The 23,248-nt window shown below is 73.1% G+C and carries 19 protein-coding genes and 1 pseudogene; 9 read left to right on the top strand and 11 right to left on the bottom strand.

Annotated features, from left to right (window positions below):
• Window positions 1-52: 52 nt before the first annotated feature.
• The 3 genes from ACIP67_RS03510 to ACIP67_RS03500 all read left to right on the top strand — a co-directional run bounded on the left by ACIP67_RS03510 (window position 53) and on the right by ACIP67_RS03500 (window position 4,614).
• Window positions 53-1,234 (top strand): mandelate racemase/muconate lactonizing enzyme family protein, encoded by a 1,182-nt coding sequence (locus ACIP67_RS03510; RefSeq protein ID WP_401686648.1) that lies wholly within the window; start codon window positions 53-55, stop codon window positions 1,232-1,234.
• A 190-nt stretch (window positions 1,235-1,424) separates the two neighbouring features.
• A complete protein-coding gene (gene kdgD, locus ACIP67_RS03505) occupies window positions 1,425-2,351 on the top strand; it encodes a 5-dehydro-4-deoxyglucarate dehydratase (protein WP_401686646.1) in 927 nt (308 codons plus the stop codon).
• Window positions 2,352-2,442: 91 nt separating this feature from the next.
• On the top strand, window positions 2,443-4,614 hold the full coding sequence (locus ACIP67_RS03500) for a hypothetical protein (RefSeq protein WP_401686643.1): 2,172 nt from the start codon (window positions 2,443-2,445) through the stop codon (window positions 4,612-4,614).
• Between the two features lie 241 nt (window positions 4,615-4,855).
• On the opposite strand, the gene ACIP67_RS03495 is transcribed toward ACIP67_RS03500, so the two are convergent.
• The 5 genes from ACIP67_RS03495 to ACIP67_RS03475 form a co-directional block, all read right to left on the bottom strand.
• Entirely contained in the window at window positions 4,856-5,746 is an 891-nt protein-coding gene (locus ACIP67_RS03495; protein WP_401686641.1) for a TauD/TfdA dioxygenase family protein, read from the bottom strand.
• A gap of 92 nt (window positions 5,747-5,838) precedes the next feature.
• Entirely contained in the window at window positions 5,839-6,657 is an 819-nt protein-coding gene (locus ACIP67_RS03490) for an ABC transporter ATP-binding protein (protein ID WP_401686638.1), read from the bottom strand.
• Window positions 6,644-7,696, bottom strand: a complete 1,053-nt coding sequence (locus ACIP67_RS03485; protein WP_401686635.1) for an ABC transporter substrate-binding protein — start codon at window positions 7,694-7,696, stop codon at window positions 6,644-6,646. Before ACIP67_RS03485 ends, ACIP67_RS03490 begins: the two co-directional genes overlap by 14 nt.
• A gap of 44 nt (window positions 7,697-7,740) precedes the next feature.
• Window positions 7,741-8,610, bottom strand: coding sequence for an ABC transporter permease (locus tag ACIP67_RS03480; RefSeq protein WP_401686632.1), 870 nt, complete (start codon window positions 8,608-8,610; stop codon window positions 7,741-7,743).
• 774 nt (window positions 8,611-9,384) lie between these two features.
• Entirely contained in the window at window positions 9,385-10,305 is a 921-nt protein-coding gene (locus tag ACIP67_RS03475) for a LysR substrate-binding domain-containing protein (RefSeq protein ID WP_401686629.1), read from the bottom strand.
• A gap of 136 nt (window positions 10,306-10,441) precedes the next feature.
• Here ACIP67_RS03475 and ACIP67_RS03470 point away from each other — a divergent pair, with 136 nt between their 5' ends.
• The 3 genes and pseudogenes from ACIP67_RS03470 (at window position 10,442) to ACIP67_RS03460 (ending at window position 11,985) form a co-directional block, all read left to right on the top strand.
• Complete coding sequence (locus tag ACIP67_RS03470) at window positions 10,442-10,663, top strand: hypothetical protein (protein WP_401686627.1); 222 nt, start codon at window positions 10,442-10,444, stop codon at window positions 10,661-10,663.
• Window positions 10,657-11,290, top strand: a pseudogene (locus ACIP67_RS03465) (LysE family translocator). Before ACIP67_RS03470 ends, ACIP67_RS03465 begins: the two are co-directional and overlap by 7 nt.
• A gap of 290 nt (window positions 11,291-11,580) precedes the next feature.
• Entirely contained in the window at window positions 11,581-11,985 is a 405-nt protein-coding gene (locus ACIP67_RS03460; protein ID WP_401686625.1) for a hypothetical protein, read from the top strand.
• 44 nt (window positions 11,986-12,029) lie between these two features.
• Here the strand turns inward: ACIP67_RS03460 and ACIP67_RS03455 are convergent, their stop codons facing one another.
• The 4 genes from ACIP67_RS03455 to ACIP67_RS03440 all read right to left on the bottom strand — a co-directional run bounded on the left by ACIP67_RS03455 (window position 12,030) and on the right by ACIP67_RS03440 (window position 19,663).
• The gene (locus ACIP67_RS03455) at window positions 12,030-13,253 is read right to left on the bottom strand and encodes a glycosyltransferase (protein WP_401686622.1); all 1,224 of its coding nucleotides are present in this window, start codon (window positions 13,251-13,253) and stop codon (window positions 12,030-12,032) included.
• Window positions 13,254-13,561: 308 nt separating this feature from the next.
• Entirely contained in the window at window positions 13,562-16,213 is a 2,652-nt protein-coding gene (locus ACIP67_RS03450; protein WP_401686619.1) for a tyrosinase family protein, read from the bottom strand.
• On the bottom strand, window positions 16,210-16,587 hold the full coding sequence (locus tag ACIP67_RS03445) for a hypothetical protein (protein ID WP_401686616.1): 378 nt from the start codon (window positions 16,585-16,587) through the stop codon (window positions 16,210-16,212). The genes ACIP67_RS03450 and ACIP67_RS03445 overlap by 4 nt, the downstream gene beginning before the upstream one ends.
• 112 nt (window positions 16,588-16,699) lie before the next feature.
• Window positions 16,700-19,663, bottom strand: a complete 2,964-nt coding sequence (locus tag ACIP67_RS03440; protein ID WP_401686613.1) for an AAA family ATPase — start codon at window positions 19,661-19,663, stop codon at window positions 16,700-16,702.
• 79 nt (window positions 19,664-19,742) lie between these two features.
• Between ACIP67_RS03440 and ACIP67_RS03435 the strand changes: the two genes are divergently transcribed.
• A complete protein-coding gene (locus tag ACIP67_RS03435) occupies window positions 19,743-20,030 on the top strand; it encodes a hypothetical protein (RefSeq protein WP_401686610.1) in 288 nt (95 codons plus the stop codon).
• Complete coding sequence (locus ACIP67_RS03430; protein ID WP_401686607.1) at window positions 20,009-20,548, top strand: hypothetical protein; 540 nt, start codon at window positions 20,009-20,011, stop codon at window positions 20,546-20,548. The genes ACIP67_RS03435 and ACIP67_RS03430 overlap by 22 nt, the downstream gene beginning before the upstream one ends.
• 136 nt (window positions 20,549-20,684) lie before the next feature.
• Here the strand turns inward: ACIP67_RS03430 and ACIP67_RS03425 are convergent, their stop codons facing one another.
• Both ACIP67_RS03425 and ACIP67_RS03420 read right to left on the bottom strand, forming a co-directional pair.
• Window positions 20,685-21,359 carry a lytic polysaccharide monooxygenase gene (locus ACIP67_RS03425; protein WP_401686802.1) on the bottom strand — a complete coding sequence of 225 codons (675 nt, stop codon included), beginning with the start codon at window positions 21,357-21,359 and terminating at the stop codon, window positions 20,685-20,687.
• Between the two features lie 277 nt (window positions 21,360-21,636).
• Complete coding sequence (locus tag ACIP67_RS03420) at window positions 21,637-22,776, bottom strand: glutathione-independent formaldehyde dehydrogenase (RefSeq protein ID WP_401686605.1); 1,140 nt, start codon at window positions 22,774-22,776, stop codon at window positions 21,637-21,639.
• Window positions 22,777-22,989: 213 nt separating this feature from the next.
• Here ACIP67_RS03420 and ACIP67_RS03415 point away from each other — a divergent pair, with 213 nt between their 5' ends.
• Entirely contained in the window at window positions 22,990-23,178 is a 189-nt protein-coding gene (locus tag ACIP67_RS03415; protein WP_401686601.1) for a hypothetical protein, read from the top strand.
• Window positions 23,179-23,248: the final 70 nt, after the last annotated feature.

Genomic DNA, 23,248 nt, shown 5'->3' with positions numbered 1-23,248 from the left:
GCCCGGCCGCGGTCGGGCCCCGCACCGATCGCCTCAACCCCAGGGACTCGAAGTGGTGACCACGATGAACACGACGCCGCAGGCCGCACACGCCGACGGCGAGGCCACGCTCGACCGGATCGCCTGGCTGCGCCTGTCCTCAGTGACACTCCCGCTGGCCACCCCGATCAGTGACGCGAAGGTCTTCACCGGCCGGCAGAAGCCGATGACCGAGGTGGCCGTCCTCTTCGTGGAACTCGCGACCGAGCAGGGGCACGAGGGCGTCGGCTTCAGCTACTCCAAGCGGGCCGGCGGTCCCGGCCAGTTCGCCCACGCCAAGGAGATCGCCGAGAACCTGATCGGCGAGGACCCCAGCGACATCGGGAAGATCTGGACCAAGCTGGTGTGGGCGGGTGCCTCCGTCGGCCGCAGCGGCCTGGCCACCCAGGCAGTCGCCGCCTTCGACGTCGCCCTGTGGGACCTCAAGGCCAAGCGGGCCGGACTGCCGCTGGCCAAGCTGCTGGGCGCGCACCGCGACTCGGTGCGCTGCTACAACACCTCCGGCGGCTTCCTGCACACCCCGACCGAGCAGGTCCTCGACAACGCCACCGCCTCCCTGGCCAGCGGCATCGGCGGCATCAAGCTCAAGGTCGGACACCCCGACGGCAAGTACGACCTGGCCCGCCTCACCGCCGTGCGCGAGCACATCGGCGACGACGTGCCGCTCATGGTCGACGCCAACCAGCAGTGGGACCGGCCCACCGCCCAGCGCATGGGCCGCGCCCTGGAGGAGTTCGGCCTGGTCTGGATCGAGGAGCCCCTCGACGCCTACGACGCCCAGGGCCATGCCGCGCTCGCCGCCTCGCTCGACACGCCGGTCGCCACGGGCGAGATGCTGGCCAGCGTCGCCGAGCACGTCGAGCTGATCCGCCACGGTGCCGCGGACGTCATCCAGCCCGACGCCCCGCGCATCGGCGGCATCACCCAGTTCCTCAAGCTCGCCGCCCTCGCCGAGCACCACCAGCTCCAGCTCGCTCCTCACTTCGCCATGGAGATCCACCTCCACCTGGCCGCCGCCTACCCGATCGAGCCCTGGGTGGAGCACTTCGACTGGCTGGAGCCCCTGTTCAACGAGCGCCTGGAGATCCGCGACGGCCGCATGCACGTCTCCTCCCGGCCCGGCCTCGGCTTCACCCTCAGCGACCAGGCCCGCGCCTGGACCGTCGCCGAGCACGAGGCCGGCACCCGTCCCTGACACACCCCCTTCCCGCCGGCCGGCGCAGTACCCGCCGCGGCCGGCGCCCCGGATCCGGCGCGGGCAGCGTCGACAACGGACAGCCGCGCCGCCCGCGCCGACACCACCTCCTCCCGACCCCCTCCTCCCGACAGCCACAGCACCGCCACACGGCCGCACCCGCACCACCCCGACCTTCAGGAGCACTCCCATGACGTCCTTCACCCCGGCCGAACTCGGCCGCCGTATCGGCTCCGGCCTGCTCTCCTTCCCCGTGACCCACTTCCGCGACGACCTCTCCTTCGACGAGGACGCCTACCGCGAGAACATCGTCCGCCTGGCCAAGTACGACGTCGGCGGCCTCTTCGCCGCCGGCGGGACGGGCGAGTTCTTCTCCCTCACGCCCACCGAGGTCGAACGCGTCGTCGCCGCCGCCGCGGACAGCGCTCCCGAAGGCACCCCGATCCTGGCCCCGGTCGGCTACGGCACCGCCACCGCGATCGAGTTCGCCGCCGCCGCCGAACGCGCCGGCGCCGACGGCATCCTGCTCTTCCCGCCCTACCTCACCGAAGCCGGCCAGGAGGGCCTGGCACGGCACGTCGAAGCGGTCTGCCGCTCCACCTCCCTCGGCGTCGTCATCTACAGCCGTGCCAACGCCGTCTACTCCGCCGACACCGTCGCCCGCCTCGCCGACACCTGCCCCAACCTGATCGGATACAAGGACGGCGTCGGCGACATCGACACCATGACCCGTATCCACGCCCGCCTCGGCGAGCGCCTGACCTACATCGGCGGGCTGCCCACGGCCGAGACGTTCGCCCTGCCCTACCTCCAGCTCGGTGTGACGACCTACTCCTCGGCCATCTTCAACTTCCTGCCCGAGTTCGCCCTCACCTTCTACACCGCCGTACGCGAGCGCCGGCAGGCGGACGTCACCCGGATGCTGTCGGACTTCGTGCTCCCCTACACCGAGATCCGCAACCGCCAGGCCGGCTACGCGGTCAGCATCGTCAAGGCCGGCATGACCGCCACCGGCCACAGCGCGGGCCCGGTCCGGCCTCCGCTCACCGACCTGACCCCGCAGGAACTCGACGAGCTGTCGGCGCTGATCGCCGAGCTGCCCGCCACCGCGGCCTGACCCGCCCCGTACTCCGGCCGCCCCGGGAAGAAGGCACCGCACTCGTGAAAACCGGGTGCGGCCGCCTGCTCGGCCTTGGGAGCATGCCGGAATGGTCCACCGACTCGACGCTCTGGTCATCCGGCACACCCACCGCATCCCTCTCCCCACGGGACCCGTCGGGGAAGGCGGTACCGCGGCGCGGCAGTTCGACGCCGCGTTGATGTCCGTGGGCTTCAAACTCTCGGCGGAGCTGCTCGAGCGTCTGTCGGGGCTGTCCGAGGGAACGGTCGTCGACACCGCCGTACGGACGCTGGGCACCGTCCGTGAGATGGTCGGCGACCACGTCCGGCACAACGTGTACTTCATCGACTTCCCGGCCGACGTGCCGGACACCCTCGACTTCTGGATGGGGTGCATCGCCGGGGCACTCGCCGACGACAGGACGCGCGCGAGCACCCTCGAGCAGCTGAGCGCCGGTGTGGTCAACCTGCTCACCCTCCCGTCGTACGGCACCTACCAGCACACGTACGCCGAGATGCTCGCCCACCACGACGAGCTGATCGCCGCGGCGGGCGACCGTCTGACGGTCCTGCACCCGGGCGGCACTTCGGACGACGAACTCACCGGGCTGTACCTGGCGTTGGCGGGCAGCCGCACGCCCCTGGGCGAGGACGGCCTGCGGGATCTTCAGGACCTCGCGGGTCACTGCGCGGACGGGCCGCAGCCTGCGGCGATCCCGGTGCGGGAGAACCGGGCGGTGGTCAACCGGGCCCGGCTGGCGGCCGGTGCGGGCCTGCTGCTGGACACGGTCACCGATGTGCTCCGGCTGGCCTGCGCGCTCGCGGGCGGTGACGTGACCCTGCGGGAGCCGACGCGGCTGCGGACGCTGCCCCGCCCCGTGCGCCGGGCGCTGCTCGCGGGCCTGGACGCGGTCGTCACCGCGGCGCCGGCCAAGCTCGCCGACGTGCACGCGCACCGCGAGATGTGGAAGCGCCTCGGCGAGCGGCTGCACCCGCACGAGTACCCGCAGTGGCCGCACGCCGCCGACGTGTTCGCCGTCGCCCGCGGCGAGAAGGCGGCGCGCTCCTTGGACAGCCGGGTGGAGGAACTGCTCTCCACGAGCGACGTCACCGGCGCGGCCGAGCTGCTGAAGGCCGCCCCCGGCAAGCTGTTCCGCTCCCTGGACCGGCTGCTGCGCGCCGCCCTCACGCAGGAGGAGCGGGACGCCGTCGTGGCCGCCGCCGAACAGGTCGTCCCCGACGTGTCCGGCCGGGTCGTGCTGTCCGTGCGCCAGCACCTGCACAACCGTGCGCAGGAGACCGGCGCGCGCCGGGTGTTCGTCAACCGACTCGGCCGCGCGTGGGTGACCGACGACAGCCGCCCGCCGGTGCTCGCGTCCCAGCGCGAGCGGCTGATCGTCGCCCTGGACGCGGAGCTGCGCCGCCGGCTGCCCGCCGCGGACCACCTGCTGATCGATCCGGACGTCCTGGACGTGGCCCTGCCGCTCAGCGGCAAGGCGACCGCCTCCGGGCTCGGAGTGCTGCCGCGCGGCTCGCTGTCCCCGGTCGACGGGGAACTGCTGCGCTTCTTCGTGTACTGGAAGCAGAGCGAGCGCACCACCGACTACGACCTGTCGGCGCTGCTGCTGAACGCCGACTACGCGACCGTCTCCTGGGTGTCGTACACCAACCTCCTCGACGTCGAGGGGAAGCACTCCGGCGACATCACGGACGCGCCCGACGGAGCCTCGGAGTTCATCGACCTGCGGCTGGGCGCCGTGCGGGGCACCTGCGTCGTCCCGCAGGTCAACATCTTCTCCGGGGAGGGCTTCGAGGAGGTCGAGGAGTCGTTCTTCGGGTTCATGCTGCGCGGGACGGAGCAGAAGGGGCGCCCGTTCGAGCCGCGCACGGTGCGCATGAAGTCGGAGCTGCGCGGTCCGGGCCGGGTCGCGTTGCCGCTGGCGTTCCTGCGCGGCTCCGACGGCAGATGGCGCGCCAAGTGGCTGCACCTGTACCTGAAGGGGACCCCGACGTCCAACCAGGTCGAGGGCAACCGGGTGACGGTCGCGACGCTGCTGCGCGGCATCGTCGAGCGCGAGCAGCTCACGGTCCGCCATCTCACCGGCCTGATGACCGACAGCGCGACGACCGTGACCCTGTGGGACGGCGAGACGATCCCGGCGGGTCCCGTCACCTACATCGGCCTGGAACGGCCCGACGGCCTGCACCCGGAGTCGCGGATCGTCACACCCGAAAATCTGCGCGACCTGATCCCCGCCTGACTGTTAACGTAGCCGTGGCGAGGCCATGAAGGGGCTTCCTTCTCATCACTCCTTGATTCCAGCCCCTTCGCTCTCCTCGCCGTCGACTCGTGGCCTCCGGCCGTCCCGCCGCAAGCGGGACGGCCGGAGGCCTTTCGCGTAGCCGGGCGTGTGTCCCGGGGGCGTCCAGCGGTAGCCGGGACGGTCCCCCGCCGCCGTCAGGGGCGGGGGACCGTCCCCGGAGGGCGCCCGCGCCCGACCGTCACTCCTCGGGGCGGGGGGCGACGGGGCCCACAGGCAGGTCGCCGCGGAGGGTGATGCGGTGCATGACGCGGTGCCGGTCGCCGTAGTCGCGGTTGGCGTAGTGGGCCGTGCTGCGGTTGTCCCACAGGGCGACGTCACCCGGCTGCCAGCGGTGGCGCACGATGTGCTCGGGCTTGGTGAGATGGGCGTAGAGGATGTCGAGGACGCCCCGGCTCTCGTGCTCGGAGACGCCGACGATGTGCGAGGTGAAGCCCGGGTTCACGAACAGGCCCTTGCGGCCGCTCTCGGGGTGCACCCGCACCACCGGGTGCTCGACGGGTGTCAGGTCGGTGAACACTTCCCCCTCCCACACGTTGCCCTTCCCCTGCCGGCGCCGGGCGAGGTAGTAGCCGAACTCGCGGGTGCCGTCGTGGACGGCGGTGAGCGTGTCGACGTACGCCCGCAGGCCCGGCGACAGCGACTCGTAGGCGAGCTGGCTGTCGGCCCAGTTGGTGTCGCCCCCGTTGGGCGGCAGCACCACGGCCCGCAGCACGGAGATCGCGGGCGGCCGCCGCACGAACGTCACGTCCGTGTGCCACACGTCGGCGAAGCCGTTGTCCGTGCTGTCGAGGGAGTACACCTCGGGGGCCACATCCCCGGAGTCGTGCACCGGGTGCCCGGTCGTGACCTCGCCCAGGCGCCGGCCGAACTCGATCTGCGCGGCGTCGTCGAGGCCGTCCTGTCCGCGGACGAAGAGCACCTTGTACCGTACGAGCGCCTCGCGGAGCGCGAGGACCTGGTCGTCGTCGAGGCGCCCGAGGTCGACGCCGTGGAGCTCGGCGCCGAAGTGCGGGCCGAGTTCGGTGATCGGCAGCCGCGCCGCCGCGGGCCGGACGCTGAGGATGCTCACGTGACGTGTGTCCCTTCCTTGGTTCTTCCTGGCTCTTCCGTGGTTCTTCCGTGCCGGGGCCGGTGGGTTCGAAGGGCCCGGCGTTCGGGTGGTCAGGCCGCCGCGGCGGCCTTCACGGCGTGGGCGACCCGCGCCCGCAGCTCGGTGAACTCCGGTGACTCGCGCAGTTCCTCGGCGTCGACGTCACCGCGCGGCAGCGGGATCGGCAGGTCCAGGGCCACGGTGCCCGGCCCCTTGGTCAGCACGACGATGCGCGAGCCGAGGAACACCGCCTCGTCGGCCGAGTGCGTCACGAACACCGTCGTCCGCCCGGTCTGCGCGGTCACCCGGCGGACGTCCTCCTGGAGCCGCTCCCGGGTCAGCGCGTCCAGCGCCGCGAACGGCTCGTCCAGCAGGAACAGCGGATTCTCCGCGGCCAGGGCCCGCGCGATGGCGACGCGTTGCTGCTGGCCGCCGGAGATCTCCCAGACGCGCCGCTCCTCGGTGCCCTCCAGCCCGACCCGCGCCAGCAGTTCCGCACGCCGCTCGGGCCGACGGCCGCGCTCGACGCCCGCGTACCGCAGCGCCAGGTCGATGTTGCCGCGCACGGTCCGCCACGGGAACAGCCGCGGCGTCTGGAACACCACACCGGCCGCCTCACCGGGCCGCGGCTCGGCTCCGGCCACCCGCACCGATCCGTGGGTGGGACGCTCGAACCCGGCGATCAGCCTCAGCAGCGTGCTCTTGCCGCAGCCGGAGGCGCCGACCAGCACCAGGAACTCCCCGGCGGGAACGGTCAGATCGACCGGCCCCACGGCGGTGACGGCCTCCCCGCCCCGCACGTACCGGTGGACGACCTGGTCGAGCCGGACGGAGCCGGCCCGCCCGGTGGGGGCGTTCCGGCCGGACGTCGTGGTCTCACTGGCGGACATCGGACAGCCCCTCGAGGTAGAAGGCCTTGCGGACGGCGTCCTCGGACGGTGCGGCGTCGATCTGCTTCTGGTCGGCCAGGAAGCGTCCGGTGTCGGTGACGTAGGTCAGCAGTTCGCCCGGACCGGCGTCGGTGCCCAGCCAGTCGGCGGACGTCACCTGCTCCGGGGTGAGGAACACCCCCTGTGCGAGCTGCGCCTCGGCGTCGGCCGCGCTGATGCCGAGCTCCGCCGCGACGGCCTTCACCGAGCCGTCGCGGTCCGATGCGAGCACCCGGAGTGCCTCGGCCTGCACCTTCCGCCAGGCGGCGATCGCCTGCGGGTTCCGGGCGATCAGTTCGTCCGAGACGACGGCCAGGTCCAGGGTCGGCTTGCCGGCGGCGCCGATCTCCTTGCTGCTGGTGAGCTGGGTCCCGGTCGTGCGCAGTTCGTCCAGGGTCGGCAGCCACACGTACGCGGCGTCGATGTCCCCCCGCTGCCAGGCGGCGAGGATCGCCTGCGGCTGGAGGTCGACGAGCTTGACGTCGGAGGCCTTCAGCCCGGCCTTCTCCAGCGCTGCCAGCAGGCTGTAGTGCGAGGTGGAGGCGAACGGCGTGGCGACGGTCCTCCCCTTGAGGCCGGCCACGTCCGACACACCGGCGGCCTTGCGCGCCACGAGCGCCTCGTTCTCGCCCGCCACGTCGAGGATCCACGCCACCTTGTACGGGATCGGCGAGGCCCCGGACACCCCGCGGGCGAACGGGCTCGACCCCAGGGCGGCTATGTCGAGGGACTTGCCGAGGAAGGCCTGGTTGACGCCGGCGCCGGAGTCGAACTTGATCCATCTGATGTCGTGGTCCGGCAGGGCCTTCTCCAGGAGCTTCCTGTTCTTCACGATCAGGTCGCCGGTGGGAAAGGCGAAGTAGCCGATGCGCAGCGTCCCGGACCCGCCGGACGACGACGCCTCGCTGTCCGAGGAGCAGCCGGTGACGGCCGCGGAGGCGGCGGCGAGGGCCCCGGCGAGCAGCAGTCGGCGGGACGGGCGGTGCGGGGTACGGGACATGGCGGGGCCGTTTCTGTGCGGGTGAGGGACGGTGGGCGGCGCGGTCACGCGCGACCGCGCCAGGGCACGACGGCGCGTTCCAGCCGCAGCAGCAGGCCGTCGATGACCAGACCGGAGACGCCGATGGCGATGATGCCGACGAGCACGACCGGCGTGTTGTTGTAGTTCGCGGCGTCCTTGACCATGCCGCCGATCCCGGGCAGGCCGTTGACCAGTTCGGCCGCGACCAGCGACGAGTAGGCCACGCCGACGGCCAGCCGGACACCGGTGAGCGTCTCCGGCAGGGCGGACGGGACGACGACGTCCCGGACGACGTCCCAGCGGGAGGCGCCGAGCGCGCGGGCCGCCTCGACCAGGCTCTTCGGCACGGCGGCCACGGCGGTGGTGGTGGACACGGCCACCGGCGGGAACGCCGCCACCGCCAGCAGCGTGATCTTCGGCTCCTCGTTGATGCCCAGCCAGATGATGAGCAGGGAGAAGTACGCCAGCGGCGGCAGCGTGCGCAGGAAGGTGATCCACGGCTCGAACAGCGACCGCAGCCAGCCGACGGTGCCCATCAGCAGCCCGAAGACCACCCCGGCGGTGATGCCGGCCCCGGCCCCGAGCGCGATGCGCCGCAGGCTGATGCCGAGGTGTTCGACGAGGTAGGTACCGTTGTAGCCGCGCACCCCGTCGTTCGTCGTGGACACCACGACGAACGCGTCCCACACCTTGGCGGGCGGCGGAACCAGCGTCTCGCTCCACGCCCCGCTCGCGGCCAGTGCCTGCCACAGCACCAGGAACAGCAGGAGCGAGCCGAACGGCAGGGCGACGTTGCGCACCCGGGCCGGGAGCCGGGCCGGCAACCGGCGCTGCCGCACCGGCTTTTCGCCGGAGACGGCATCGGCGTCTTGCGGACGTGTTGCCAAGGACATGGGGCGGCCTCCAGGGGCGCCGAAGCACGGACGGCGGAGCGCGGACGGACGAGCACGAACGGACGAGCACGGACGACCGAGACCGACGAGGATCAACCAAGGTCGATCAAGGTGGATCGAGGTGGATCGAGGTGGATCGAGTCAACCCAAGGAAGGTCGGGAAGGGCCGAGACCGGTCGATGTGCCGATCGGGGCGGCCGCATCAGCCGAAGGGGCCGAAGCGTCGGACAGCCCGGGACGGACGGCAGTGGGCCAGGGCGGAGGCATAGGCATCAGCCACGCGGAGAGGCACGGTGGCCGAACCGCACCGGTCCGGGTGACACCACCGGCCGGCGGGGAGACGTCAGGGACGCGACGTCAGCGACAACACGAAGCCGGGCGTCGGCACAGGTCGATGACCAGGCGTCGCACCAAGGGCTTCTGAATCATGGGGCCCATTTCTACAGCAGCCGCAGCGCCGCACCAAGACCCGTCCACTTCCTGGACCCCGGCCGGATCCCAACCGTTGCCGGACCGAAGCCGAGCCGAAGCCGCACCGGAGCCGGGCCGGACCCGAACCGGAGCCGGGTCGAAGCCGAACCGGAGCCGGGCCGGACCCGGGCCGGACCCGGGCCGAAGCCGGGCCGGACCCGGGCCGAAGCCGGGCCGAAGCCGGGCCGAAGCCGGGCCGGACCCGAGCCGGACCCGGGCCGAAGCCGGGCCGAAGCCGGGCCGAAGCCGGGCCAGTAGGTCCGGCCGCGCCGGTAGGTCCGGCCGCGCCGGCTGGACGCGGGGCTAGACCCGGTCGGCGCCGAGGACGACGGCGCGGCGGAGGGCGTCCCGGCAGGCGAGGACGGCGGGGTGCCGGCTGCCGCCCCGGCGCACGACGGTGAAGACACGACGGCTGCGCTGGCCGCGGGGCAACTGCCGCACGGGGACGCTCGGGAGCCGTCCGCCCCAGACGAGGTCCGGAAGGACGGCCGCGGCATGACCCTGCTCGACGAGGCGGAGGTGGAGCAGGACGTCGGTGCTCTCGAACCGCACGTCGGGTTCGAAACCGGCGTTGCGGCACAGCGTCATGGCCCAGTGCCGGGCGGCCGTACCGTCGGGCTCCATCACCCAGGGGTGCTTCGCGAGCGAGCGCAGCACGGCCGTGGGGCCGACGGTGTCGGGGCCGTCGGACGGACGCGGCAGGGCCAGGCGCAGCGGGTCGTCGAGCAGGTCCTCCTGTTCGAGCCCGGCGGGCCGCGCGTTGGGGTCGCCCGGATACTCCTCGGCGAGGACCAGGTCGAAGTCGCGGGCCGACAGAGCGGGAAGGGCCCTCTCCGGCTCCCGCTGCGTGACGTGGACGCGCAGGCGCGGGTGCCGCTCGCGCAGCAGGCCGAGCGCGGCCGGGACGAGGGTGAGGGCGGCCGTCTGGAACGAGGCGACGCGCAAGGTTCCGGTCAGGTCGGTCAGGGAGGCGGCGATGTCGGCCTCCGCGCGCTCCAGTCGTTCGAGGACCGCCTCGGTGTGGGCGACGAGGATCTCGGCCTGTTCGGTGAGCCGCACCCGCCTGCCCACCGGTTCCAGCAACGGGACGCCGACCTCGGACTCCAGTTGCGACAACTGCTGGGAGACGGAGGAAGGGGCGTAGGACAGGGCGGTCGCGACGGCCGCGAGCGTGCCGCGGTGCTTGAGTTCGCGCAGCAGGCGCAGTCGGTGCAGGTCGTACATCGCCGGATCGCGTCCCTCGCCGTTGCCGTGGCCCTGTCTCGCGCAGCCGCATCAAGCGCACCTTCGGATTTTCCGATGACTATAGGTCGGAAACATTCGCTGGACCGAAGCGACGCGGTCACCGCACCCTGACCGGGTGTTCATCAACGCCTCCTCCCGCCCCTCACCGCCCCGTGCGGTCCACCGCACCTCCGCCGAACGGACCGCGGCGACCGGTCCGCGCGCCGCGCTCACCGGCGTCGGCACCGCCGGGCACCGGAACACGCCGGCGCTCGTCGCGACGTCGGCGGTCGTGCCGCCGCGCACCGAGGGGAGGGCCGCCACCCGTCACGCCGACGGCGGTCACCGGCCGTGCTGACCCACGGCACGGCCGCGCTCGGAGTGCTGGGCCTGCTGACCGTGGTGCCCGGCCCGGACATGGCGGTGGTGACCCGGCGCGCCGTCGCGGCCGGACCACGGGACGGACTGCGGACCGTGGCCGGGATCGCCGGCGGACTGCTGCTCTGGGGCGTGCTGACCGTGGCCGGCCTGGCGGCCGTGCTGGCCGCCTCGCCCGGCGCCTACCTGGCCGTCAAGCTCCTGGGGGCCTGCTACCTGGTGTTCCTGGGGGCGCAGGCCCTCTGGCGGCACCGCCGGACCGCGGCGCCGGCCGGATCCGACACGGACGGCGACACCCCGGCCGGCAACCCGTGGCGTACCGGTCTGGTCACCAACCTCCTCAACCCGAAGATCGCCGTCTTCTACACCGGTCTGCTTCCGGCCCTGGCCCCGCCCGAGCTGCCGGCCGCGTGGGCCATGGCGCTCCTCGTGCTCCTCCACGCCGCGCTCACCGTCGTCTGGCTGGGCGGCTATGGGCGGCTACGTACTGGTGCTGGCCAAAGCCCGTCGGGTCCTCGACACCCCGCGCACCCGCCGTGCCCTCGGACGGACGACGGGCGTCGTCCTGATCGGCTTCGGCCTGGCCGTCGCGACGACTTCCGTCTGATCCATCCGGACGGCACCCCCGAGGGGTCTGGCCACCCCGAGGCCCTGGCCACGCCTCGGGGCCGTCGCCCCGCCTACGAGTGCTTCGCACAACCCCGCGTCGACGACACCGATGGCCCCCGCGGCCGCGGCGCGCGCCGACCTCCCGCCGACGACGGCCGACCCGGACAGCAGCCCCGCCCCTGCCGTCCCACCCTCGGGCCGGCCACCCCGACCCCTGCCTCATGTACTCCCCTACGACTGAGTACGTGCGCGCTGTGCGGTGCCGGCGCCGGCCGCGAAGGTGGAGTCATGGACAAAGGACAGCAGAGACCCGTTTCCCGACTTCTGTCGATCCTCGTGCCGGCTGCGGTGGCGTCGGCGGCATGGGCGGCCTGGCTGGGCTGGGACCAGCATCGTGATGTGCACCCCGACGGTTCGACGACCGGCCCGTACGAGGCATGGCAGGTGATCGGGCTGGTGCTGACCCTGCTGGCGCCGGTGTGCTGGGCGGCGTCCCGGCGCCACGTCGCGGGGGCCGTGTTCGGCACCAGCGCCGGCCTCGCCGCGGCCGCCTTCTACGACTGGTCGGACGACGCCAGCGGGCTTTTCGCGGTCGGTGCCGGGCTGGTCATGCTGGGGAGCCTCGCCGCGACCTCCGTCGTCTCCGCCGTGACCACGGCGGCGGGACGGGGCGGCGGCCGGACCGCGGCTTGACGCCGTGCCGAGCGGGGCACGGTCACTTTCCGCCGTGGGGCCCGTCATGCGGGCACCGGCGGCCTTTCTCGGCTGACGGCGTCGAGCAGCAGCTTCGCGGCCGCTGTCGCCCCGTCGGTGCGGATCGTGTCGGCCACGGCCCTCGCTCGTACGCGGGTCTCGGGATCCAGCGCCGCGCGGAGCGCGGCCGACAGGGACTCCGCGGTCGGAGCCGAGCCGTCGTGGGCCGCGCCGATGCCCAGGTCGGCCACCCGGCCGGACCAGTACGGCTGGTCCGCTCCCTGGGGCACCACCACCTGGGGCGCGCCGGCCCGGGCGGCCGTCGTCGTGGTGCCCGCGCCGCCGTGGTGCACGACGGCGGCCACCCGGCCGAACAGTGCCTGCTGGTTGACCTCACCGACGAGGAAGCAGTCGTCCCGGTCGTCGATCGGCGCCAGTTCGGCCCAGCCGCGGGAGACGAGCACGCGGCGGCCCTGCGCACGGACCGACTCGATGGAGACCCGGGCGATGTCCGCCGAGACACCGCGCATGCTGCCGTAGCCGACGAAGACCGGGGGTGCGCCCGCGTCCAGGAACGCCAGCAGGTCGTCCGCCAACGGGCGCTCGTCCGGCAGCATCCACGCCCCGGTGTGCACGACGTCGAGCTCCGGGGTCTCCTGCCAGGGGCCCAGGGTCGGGTCGGACGCCAGCCACGGCCGGTCGGTGAAGATGAAGTCGTACACGTCGTCCACCGCGGGCAGACCGACCGAGGCCCGGTGGGCGTTGAGCGCCTCGCCGTGCAGCGCGTTGAAGGTCCGGGCGTTCAGGTCCCACAGCACCCGGTTGTCCGTCACGTCCGGTGGGAACGACTGGCCCGGCAGCAGCGCGGGGGGCGCCTGGTGCGGCGACCGCAGCAGGAACGGGCAGAAGGTCGCGTACACGTAAGGGATGCCGAGCTTCTCGGCCACCGACCGCGAGGCGAAGTGCGCGAGCCCGGTCGCCAGCAGGACGTCGTACCCCTCAGCCGCCGCGGCGACGGTGTCGAACTGCGCGGCCAGCTCGCTCACCCGCCGGGAGGCCGCCGATTCCGTCGACGGCGGCGCCATCGTCCCCATCGGCAGGCCGACCGGCACCACCTCCACACCGACGCGGTCCAGCAGTCGGGCGAAGGTCTCGTCCGGCGGCGCGCACACCCGCACCTCCGCGCCGAGCGCCCGCAACCGCACCGCGAGTCCCACCAGCGGTTCGACGTCCCCACGCGACCCGTACGTCGACAACAGCACACGCATTTCGCCACTCCCCTGTCCGCCGGTACCGGCCTCGGCCGGGAATTCTGCGGCACACCCCGGGCCTTGCCGCAAGCCCCCCGATGCGCTATAGCTTGAGCATGGCAAGGGACGGACAACCTCCCTTGCCTTCGTCATGTGTGCCGTCCGCGGTTGAACGGACGGCCGCCTCGTGGAACGGCGGCGCGCCGCGAGATCGCCCGCGGCCTTCGGCCTGGCCAGCTCGGCGTGCGGGAGGACACCGCGGTGCACCACCTCACCCCTACTCCCGCTTCGCCCCGCGGTGCGCGGGGCGAAGCGGTTCCGCGGTTTCAGCCCGTCACCGGCTCGCCGTCCTCGTCCGAGGCGACGACATGGACCGGCGGGCCGTCCCCGCCCGCCAGCACCGCGGCGGTGAAACGCTGTTCCCTGGTGAACGGCATCCGCCCGTGCGTATGGCCCGTGGCCGTGACCCGGATCCGCCACACCCCCGCCATGCCCGCCTCGAACCCGCCGCGGAAGGCCCCCGGCAGTTCCTCGTCGAGCGGCACGCGCACCAGGACGCCGTCGGGACGCGTCACGTCCGCCGCCACCTCGGCCCGGCCCTCGACGGGCCGGCCGAACTCGGTGAGGGAGCCGTCGATCCTGAGGGCCGCGCCCGGTTCCAGACTCGGCTGGGTGAGCCGGGCGTTGAACCGCAGGTCGCTCCAGGCATGGACGAGGAGGCCGTACCGCGGGCCGTGGGCCTCCAGCCCGTCCACGTCCACCAGCCGTGCCAGGTCTCCCTCCGCCTCGGTCCTGAGCCGGCCCGCCTCCTCGCGCACCGCGTCCTCGTCGGCCGTGAGGCGCGCGTGCCAGGTGCCGGCGTGCGCCCCCGGGCCGGTGTCCAGCGGCAGGCGGAAGCGGCAGTACGCCATGGCCGGGCCGGGCCGGACGGGTGTGCCCAGCGCGGCGAGGTCCGACTCCGTCAGCAGCTGCCCCGCCGGAGTCTCCAGCGTCAGGCGCACCGAGGTCGGGTCGCTCAGCAGGATCACCGTGGCCTCGATGTCCGCCTCCGTGAGCCGGAACGGGATGCGGACCTCCGCCGCGGGGGCGACGACACCCGTCACACTGCTCACCACGTCGTCGTCCGCGGCCAGGGCCAGGGCCTGCAGGACGTACGAGGAGAGGCGGAAGCGGTCGTCCGCGTCGGCGCCGAGGACGTCGGCGATCAGCAGGCTTCCTTCGGTCACCTGGGTCAGCCTGGTCAGTGCGGGGGCGCTGACCGGCTGGGCGCGGCCGAGGCCGACGGCGAAGGTCCGCAGGCCGATGGTCCCGGCGACCTCGTCCAGGAACTCGGGCTGGTTCTCCAGACCGTCGGTGACGACGACCAGCGCGTGGTCCGCGAAGTCGCGGGCCACCGGTACGACGTCCTGCTGGGCGGCGACCAGGCCGTCTCCGACAGAGGTGTCACCGCCCGGCTCCAGGGCGGCGACCGCCGCCAGGACGTCCCCGCGCTGGCTCCCGTCCGGGGTGAAGGCCGCCGGCTTCACCTCGGAGTGCGCGTCCCCGTCGAACGCCACCACTCCGGCGCCGCTGCCGTCGCGGACGAGCTCGACGCCCTGGGCGACCGCCTCGCGCAGCAGCCGCATCCGGCTCTCACCGGTGCTCACGGGCCGGGCCATACTGAGCGACTTGTCCAGCGCGAACACCACCGCCGTGGTCTGCCGCGCGACGGTGTTGGCCGTGAGGAGCACGTCGAAGACCTGCCCGGTCTCCACACAGCGGATCCTCACCGGACCGCGGGCCGCGGGCCCCGCCGCCGCCTCGCCGGTGAAGGCGAACCAGAACCGCACCACGTCGAACGGCGCGTTGTCGGTCACCGGGGCGTGGGTGACCGTCCCGCCGAGCGTGGTGAGCGCGTACGGCGCGGCCGGTCCGCTGTCGGGCACGATCTCCAGGTGGACGGGGGCGGCGGCACGCACCCGGAACTCCGCGGCCCGCCAACGGGTCGCTGTCGAGGGGACGTTACGGAAGTTCACGGTGGGCGTCGCCAACTCCACCAGCGGCGGGTCGGTGTCGTAGACGAAGCCGAGGGTCCGGCGGTGGTCGAGGGAGCGGGCGGGTGTCGCGTCGGTGGTGACGAGGTGGGCCATCGTGTCGTGGAGGTTGTGCCCGGCGGGGCCGCCGCTCGCCGGGAGGTACGGCGCACTCGGGTGCGCGTGCTGCCAGCGGGCCCACAGGCGGTCGACGTTGCAGTGGTGCAGGAAGAAGACGGGGTCGTTGGGGGAGGTGCCCGGTCCCATGTCGCCGCCGACCCAGATGTGGACGCGGTTGTGCAGCTGGGAGCCGGCTTCCAGGTCGGTCTGCCGCCAGCCCTCCAGCCGGTTGCGGAAGCTGCGCCGGCTCGGCCGCGCCCAGGGCTCCTCGTCGTACGTGTCCCAGGTGAGGACCATGTCCTCCACCTGGGCGGCCGTGGGGAACACGGGCACGTTCCGGTCGGGTGGGCCGATCGTGGAGCCGAGCGCCCGGACGATGCCCGGCCGGGGGACGAGACCGCCGGACTCCAGATCCTCGATCAGGGCGGTCCAGTGCCGGAACGGCCCGGTGGTCACCTCGCCGTTCGGGCCGTCGCCGTCGCCGCCGACGTACACCGGACCGGCGGCCGGGTCGGTGTTCCACAGCGGCGCCGCCAGGGGCGCGGCCGCGTCGGCCGACCAGTCCCAGTAGGGCAGGGTGACGTTCTTCCTCTTGGTCTGGAGCAGCAGCTCCAGTTCCCGGCAGAGGTACCGGTGCCAGGGCAGGAACGCCGGGCCGCGGTGGGCGGCGTTGCGGACGTTGGTGTCCGCCTCCTCGCCCGGCATCGGGGTCGCGTCCATCATGGCGTGGTGGTGGCGCGCGATGAAGTCGTCGTAGCTTCCGTCGGCCTTGATCGCGTTGAGCGCGTCCTGGAAGTCGGCGAGCTCCTGCGGGGTCAGGCGGTAGATGTTCTTGCGGATGTTCACCGGACGCCGCCTCCCCCACCATGGCCTCCACCACCGTGCCCGCCACCACCATGGCCTCCGCCACCGTGGCCGCCGCCACCGTGGCCGCCGCCACCGTGGCCGCCGTGGCCGCCGCCGGTGTGTCCGCCCCGCAGGACCCACGTCTTGCCCTGTGTCCGCAGGAGTGACTCCACGAGGTCGTCGACGGTGGGGAACCCGGTGAACATGCCGGCGAGCTGGCTGTGGTACTCGCCGTCCGTGTACGTGACGTGGACGGGCATGCCGTCCAGCCGGAGATCTACGCCGCCGCCTTCCCCCTCCACGATCCGGACGTCCACCCCCCGGCTCACGTAGTGGCGGCTCTCCGGCCGCCCTGGCCCATGGTTCGAGGACATACCGTCATCATGTGTGATAAGCAGTGCCGTTCCGGTCGTGGCGCAGCGCCGGGTGGCCGCGATTCACCCGGATGCGCTCAGCGCCGACGAGCCGTTCGCCTTGATCACCGGCTCATGCGGGCGGCGCGCCGCGATCACCGGGCGCGGCCCCTGCCCCGGGTCCGAAGGGGCGGGGTGTGCCGTTGCGTAGCGTGGAACGGGTCTGGAGCGCGGCGAGCGCGGCACGCGTGGTGACGCCGGTCTTGCGGTAGATGCGGCTCAGGTGGGACTCGACCGTGCGGGGGCTGAGGAAGAGACGGGCCGCTATGGCGGGGGTGGTCAGGCCGGCGGCGACCAGTGCGGCGATCTCCCGTTCGCGCGGGGTGAGCGACGCGGGGACCGGATCGGGGACCGGACCGAGGACCGGATCGGGGACCGGACCGGGGACCGGATCGGGCGGGTCGGTGCTCGCGCTGGGCCCTGACACCATGGGTCGGATCATGTCCGCCAGCCCGGTCAGCTGGTGGGCTCCGCCGGCCGCGGCGAGGTGGCGGGCACGGTCGCACAGGGCCAGGGCGCGCTGCGGGTGCCCCGCGGAGGCGGCCGGGGTCGCGCCGAACAGCAGGCTGACCGCCTCCCACAGGGCCGCTCCGGCGCCCCCCGCCGCCTCCGCGGCCTCCTCGAACAGCGTGGCGGCCGCTGCCGTGTCGCCGTCGGCGAGCAGGAGCTGGGCGGCGCTGCGCAGCGCCGAGGCCCGCTGCGAGGGCAGCCCCAGCTGTTCCGCCTCCGTACGGGCCCGCTCCGCCCAGGTCCGCGCGGAGTCGGAGTCGCCGGTGACGAGGGCGGAGGTGACCAGGACCTCCAGGATGAGCGGCCGCATGGACGGGTGGAGGCGGCGGAGGTCGTCGCCGCCCGCGCGCAGGACGGCGGTACGGGCGCGCCCCGCGTCCCCGCCGAGCAGCGCGGCCTGGCCGAGCACGCACCAGGCGATCGACGCCCACCAGTTCATGCCGGTACCGGCCGCGGCGACGGCCTCCTCGGCCACCGCCAGGGCGGTCGGGTCGCCGGGCGGCAGGGCGTACAGCAGGGCGTGTGCCTTGTTGGCGAGGACGAAGGCCAGCAGTTCGTCGCTTCCGATGCCGCGGGCGATGGTCTCGGCCTCGTCGGCGAGTTCCACGGCCGAGTCGATCCGCAGGGTCGTCAGGTGGAGGTGCGCCTTGCAGAGCAGCAGGTGCGGGACGACGTAGAGGCGGCCGCCGCGCCGGGCGACGGCCAGGCCGCGGTCGGCGTGCCGTTCGGCGTCGGCGTAGCGCTCGAGGAACGCCTCCGCCCAGCAGAGGCGGGCCAGCGGCTCGCACAGACCCGCGAGGTCGTGGTCGGTCAGGGCGTCGACGAGCGCGGCCGCGCGGCCGGTGGTCTCCCGGGCGGCCGGCATCTCGCCCTCGTACGTCTCCCCCAGGGCGGCGATGGCGAGCACGGCCGCCTCGGCGACCTCGTCGCCCAGGTGCCGGGCCAGGTCCAGCGTGCGGGCCATGTCGGCACGCACCTGCGGGTACGCGGTGGCGAGCGGCGCGGACGAGCCGAGTTCCAGGCCGAACGCGACGGCGTCGGCGGGCGACGGGCCGGGGGTGCGGGAGAGCTCACGGCGCAGCAGCGCGACCGACTCGGGGTAGCGGCCGCGGTGACGCTCCATCACCGCGCACAGCGTCACGGCCGAGGCCCGCACCGCCGCCGTGTCCGGCTCGCCCGGCGGCGACATGGCGATGACCTCGTGCAGCAGGTCCCGGCTCTCCCCCAGGCCGCCCGAGACGCCCAGGGCGCGGGCCCGTCGCAGCATCAGGTCGCGGCGCAGGACGAGGTGGTGCGGCTGGTCCGGCAGATGCGCGAGGGCGACGCCCAGCCAGTGGGCGCTGCTCGCGGGTGCGGTGGAGGCGGAGCGTTCGGCGGCCTCGGACAGGACGGCGAGGGCCTGCGGGTCCCACCCGGTGAGCGACCGCTCGACGTGGTGGGCGCGCTCGGTGACGGGGGCGCCGGTCTCGGCCAGGGCCTCCGCGGCGAGGCGGTGCATACGGGCACGGGTGGGGGGATCGGTGCTCTCGTGGACGAGCGTCCGCAGTACCGGATGGCGCAGGGTCCACCGTCCGCCGGGTCCCGCGCGGACCAGGTCCCGGGCGGCCAGGGCCACCAGGTCCGCGTCGACACCGGGCTCGTCGCGGCCGGTCACCCGGGCCAGCAGAGCGGGGGTGCCGCGGTCGCCGAGCACGGCCACCGCCTCGGCGGTCCGGCGCTGGGCAGGGGGTAGCGGGGTCAGTTCGTCCAGGAGGACGGAGCCGAGACCGGCGGAGCGGGCCGGCGAGGGTCTGCCGGAGCTGAGGGGCCGGCCGGTCTCCCCGGCGTCTTCGCTCTGCCCGGCCTGGAGAAGGGCGAGGAAGTACAGCGGATTGCCGTCGCTGGCCGCGTACAGCTCGTGGGCCCGGCCGGGCGGCAGTCCGGGGGCCAGGGCCGGTGCCAGGACGTCGACGCAGGCCGCCCCGTCGAGCGGGCCGAGGTCGAGGCGGACCACCGTGCCCAGGTCGATGCCCCGGGTCAGGGCGGCGGCGAGGGAGGCGGAGGTCTGGCGGTCGCGCCGGGCCACGACGATCACGACCGGTGCGCGCGGGGGATGGCGTACGAGGTGGTCGAGGAGTTCCAGCGACGCCGGGTCGGCCCAGTGCAGGTCGTCCAGCGCCACGACGAGACCGGATTCGGCGGCCCGCCCGAGCACTCGGGCGACCGACCGGTGCAGCCCGAACCGGTCGCCACGGCGCCCCTGCCCGGCGGCCGGGTCCCTCAGCTCCGGGCCGTGATCGGCGAGAGCGTCGCTGAACGGCCGGTAGGGAAGGTGCTGTTCGTATTCGGCGGCCCGGCCGCGCAGCACCCGCATCCCCCGGCGCTCCGCGCGTCGGCAGAACTCCGCCAGCAGCCGGCTCTTGCCGATGCCCGCCGCTCCGGCGATGTCGACGACGGCCGGCCCGCCGGCTCCGTCGAGTCCGCGGTCGAGCACCTGCTCCAGACGTTGCAGCTCGGCTCCACGGCCCACCAGCGGCGTCGTGTGCACGCCCGTCTCCCCTCGGCGCGAGGGCCGTTGGGGACGGCCACTGTGACGATCTTACGTAACCGATTGGGTGAGTTCACGGATGTCTCCCGTCGCCGGTCTCGGCCAGGGTGACCGGGCGGAGTCGGGCCGGCCACAGCCGGCCCGCGCGAGGAGGGACGATCCCATCGACACGACGGACCACGGGGACCTGGACGGCGGCCACTCGGAGCCGCTGGGCCCCGAGGACCCCCGGGAGGTGGCCGGTCCCCACCTGCCCGCCTGGATCGGCGAGGGCGCCATGGGTGCCGTCCACCTCTCGCACACCCGGGGGAGTCGGGCCGTCGCGCTCGAGGTGATCCGCCGCGAGTGCACTGGCTGTACGACCTGAGCCGGACCGCCGGCGTCCTGCTGGGTCTGCTGTGGCTGTGCTGCTTCGGACTCGCCACCGTGGCGGGCCTGCTCTGGCTGTCGCTCACCCTGACCCTCCTCCAGGGCCCGAAGGCCCTCGGGTACGCCCTGTTCTCGGTGCTGTTCGCCACGTTGCTCTGCTTCATCGCGACGGCACCGGGCACCGGCCTGCGGTTCGTCGGCCGGACGGCGCACTGCGACGTGCTGTCCGTACGGAACGACGGTGGCGACGGACGCTGGCACTACCGGCTGCGCTGCCCGGACGACGCGGACGTCCGGGTCACCCTCGACAGCCGCGACGACGCCGCCGTGGCGGAAGGGGTGCGCTACTCGTCGGGCGACGCCCTCACCGTGGCCGACCTCGACCGGGGCGAGCATCTGTGGATCTGGCGCACAGGGCTGGCGGCGGCAGCCGTGATCGGTGGGTCGCTGATCGCCGCCCTCGTCGCGGGTGCCGTGCGGGCGGTGCGTGCCGCGGGGGGTCCGAGGGACGACTGACGGGCGCCGGCGGTGCCGTCGGCGGGATCGCGCACGCGGGCGACGGCACGGTGCGGATGGTCTCCGGGCTGCCGGCAGTCGCTGCGACCGGGCGCGCCATCTCGGCGACGCGCCCGGTGGCGGCGGAGGTGGGGGTTCAGGTGAAGTTCACGTCACTGCACAGGAAGTACGTCTGGTCCATGTGCGACGCCTGCCAGATCGTGTAGACGACGTGCCGGCCGCTCAGGCCCGACGTGCTCACGTCGATCAGGTAGTTCTGGCTGGGCGCGTAGCTGCCGGTACTGGCGACCAGTTGCAGGTCGCTCCACCGCAGCGGCTGGGTGGTGGGGTCGAAGCCCTGGCGGGTGACGTACACCAGGAAGTAGTCCGCGCCATGGCTGGCCTGGTCGTACAGCCGGACGGTGAAGTCGCTCGACAGGTCGGTGGTCTGCCACGGACCCACGGCGTCCAGGGAGTTGTAGCGGCCTCCCTCGGTCTGGCCGCCGCTGCACAGCTGGCCGTCGGGGACGACCGCCTGGAAGTCGCCCGCGGAGCCGTTGCGGTACAGGCCGTTCCAGTTCCACATGGCGTTGGGGTCGTCCTGCCACGCCTGCCAGCACATGGGGTCTTCCTGCGCCATGGCCGGGTTCTGGAAGTCGCTTCCCCAGCGCAGCCAGCAGCCGTAGTTGCGGGACGCCGGGTCGACGACCGAGCCGTGGGCCACGGCGGTGCCGCTCCCGGGGACGAGGCTGATCAGCAGTGCGGCGAGCACACTGAGCAGAAGGGCCGGACGGAACCGGGTGCGAAGTGTGTCGCGATCATGACAACTTATACGGTGCAACGCAGTCTCCCTCTTCGGTGTGGGGGTGTGGGAGCTGCGGGCGTGGAGGATTCGGCCATGGGGGTGCTGTGGGGTGCGATGGGGGTGCGATGGGGGTGCGATGGCCTGGGAGCGCTCCCACACCGCACAGGGTGCACTCCACCCCACATGACCACAAGGCCGGATCGAGCCACTCTCCCATCCCACCGGCACCGACCGCGGCGCGGGCAGGGCGGCTCACCCCGCACGAAACCCCCGGGTGAGGAACCCGGGGGTTTCCGCTGCCGCCTCACTCATGCGGATGGAGAACGACCTTGGTGTAGCCCTCGATCCGCTTGTCGAACTTCTCGTACGCCGTCGGGGCCTGGTCGAGGGGCAGCTCGTGGGACACCACGAAGCTGGGCTGGGCGCGGCCCTCGGCGATCAGATCACGCAGCTGACGGTTGTACCGCTTGACGTTGCACTGACCGGTGCCCATGCGCAGCCCCTTTTCGAACAGGCGCCCGATGGCGACCATCAGCATGCCCTGCTTGGCCTGCTCGTCCGGTCCGCCCGGGTCCCGCGGAACGTACAGACCGGGCACACCCAGGGCACCCGTCGGCCTGACCGTCTCCACCAGCGAGTTCAGCACGGTCGCCGGCTCCTCGCGGTCCTCACCGCGCGCCTGGGCCTGGTAGCCGACGGCGTCGATGCCCTTGTCCGTGCCCTGCCCAGCGGTCTGCTCCCGGATCTGCTCCACCGGATTGCCCTGGCTGAAGTCGACCGGTATGGCACCGATCTCCTCGGCCTTCTGCAACCGCTCGGTCACCCGGTCGACCACGAACACCTTGCTCGCCCCGCGTAGCATCGCCGAGTAGGCGGCCATCAGCCCGACCGGACCGCCGCCGTAGACGGCGACGCTCTCGCCGGGGCGCACGTCGGCCAGCTCGTTGCCGTGGTAGCCGGTGGGGAAGATGTCGGCGAGCAGGATGTAGTCGGTCTCCTTCTCGGTGCCCTCGGGGAGCTTCAGACAGTTGAAGTCGGCGTAGGGCACACGCACGTACTCCGCCTGACCTCCCACATAGGGTCCCATCGCCACGTAGCCGTAGGCACCGCCGGCGAAGCCGGGGTTCACGGTCAGGCAGAAGCCGGTGAAACCCGCCGTACAGTTCTTGCAGAAACCGCAGGCCACGTTGAACGGCATGACGACCCGGTCCCCACGGCTGAGCGTCGTCACCCCGTCACCGGCCTGCTCGATGACCCCCAGATTCTCGTGGCCGAAGACGATTCCCGGCTCGGCAGCGGTGCGGCCCTCGTACATGTGCAGGTCGGAACCGCAGATGGCGGTCGACGTGACGCGCACGATCACATCGTTCGGGTGTTGGATCCGGGGATCTTCCACTTGCTCGACCGCCACCTCGAACGGCCCCTTGTACACGACAGCCCTCATCGTCGAGCACCTCCACTAAGCGTGCTTGCTCGATCACACACGGAAACACCGATTCGGGGGAGCTGGGCGTCAGTCGAGGAGATGGGCCTCGATTCAGCCAGCTCGACCGGGTTTCTGTGCATTACCTCACTGTCCAGACTGGTGCACGATGAGATGATTTGCATCCAGGGACCGTGAAGTCCTGTTGTGCACCCTTTGGAAGGATCAAGAACCTTGAAGCGACGTCTCGGCGTGTTGCTCGTTCCGGTGTCCGGGCTGTCGGGCACCAGTTATCCGGTGGGGACCGAGGTGGCCATACGGGGCACCGGCGGCTCCGTCGACGGCTTCGTCGACGGCGACTGGCTGCCGCTCGCCTGGTGGGAGTTCGCCGACCGCCGGCCGGACGACACTCCCCGCCCGTGACCTGCGATGCCCGCCGTGAGCCGCGGTGCGCCCGTGAGCCGTGGTGCGCCCGTGAGCCGTGGTGCGCCGG

Origin of the sequence: Streptomyces sp. NPDC088812 (assembly GCF_044750285.1) — a bacterium.
Classification (GTDB): Bacteria; Actinomycetota; Actinomycetes; order Streptomycetales; family Streptomycetaceae; genus Streptomyces.
This window is presented reverse-complemented; position numbering and strand designations above follow the sequence as displayed.

What these genes read in the sequence shown, in the direction of transcription:
- kdgD (WP_401686646.1), top strand. Translation starts at nt 1,425, where the DNA reads ATGACGTCCTTCACCCCGGCCGAACTCGGCCGCCGTATCGGCTCCGGC.
- ACIP67_RS03500 (WP_401686643.1), top strand. Translation starts at nt 2,443, where the DNA reads ATGGTCCACCGACTCGACGCTCTGGTCATCCGGCACACCCACCGCATC.
- ACIP67_RS03490 (WP_401686638.1), bottom strand. Translation starts at nt 6,657, where the DNA reads ATGTCCGCCAGTGAGACCACGACGTCCGGCCGGAACGCCCCCACCGGG.
- ACIP67_RS03485 (WP_401686635.1), bottom strand. Translation starts at nt 7,696, where the DNA reads ATGTCCCGTACCCCGCACCGCCCGTCCCGCCGACTGCTGCTCGCCGGG.
- ACIP67_RS03480 (WP_401686632.1), bottom strand. Translation starts at nt 8,610, where the DNA reads ATGTCCTTGGCAACACGTCCGCAAGACGCCGATGCCGTCTCCGGCGAA.
- ACIP67_RS03475 (WP_401686629.1), bottom strand. Translation starts at nt 10,305, where the DNA reads ATGTACGACCTGCACCGACTGCGCCTGCTGCGCGAACTCAAGCACCGC.
- ACIP67_RS03460 (WP_401686625.1), top strand. Translation starts at nt 11,581, where the DNA reads ATGGACAAAGGACAGCAGAGACCCGTTTCCCGACTTCTGTCGATCCTC.
- ACIP67_RS03455 (WP_401686622.1), bottom strand. Translation starts at nt 13,253, where the DNA reads ATGCGTGTGCTGTTGTCGACGTACGGGTCGCGTGGGGACGTCGAACCG.
- ACIP67_RS03445 (WP_401686616.1), bottom strand. Translation starts at nt 16,587, where the DNA reads ATGTCCTCGAACCATGGGCCAGGGCGGCCGGAGAGCCGCCACTACGTG.
- ACIP67_RS03435 (WP_401686610.1), top strand. Translation starts at nt 19,743, where the DNA reads ATGTCTCCCGTCGCCGGTCTCGGCCAGGGTGACCGGGCGGAGTCGGGC.
- ACIP67_RS03420 (WP_401686605.1), bottom strand. Translation starts at nt 22,776, where the DNA reads ATGAGGGCTGTCGTGTACAAGGGGCCGTTCGAGGTGGCGGTCGAGCAA.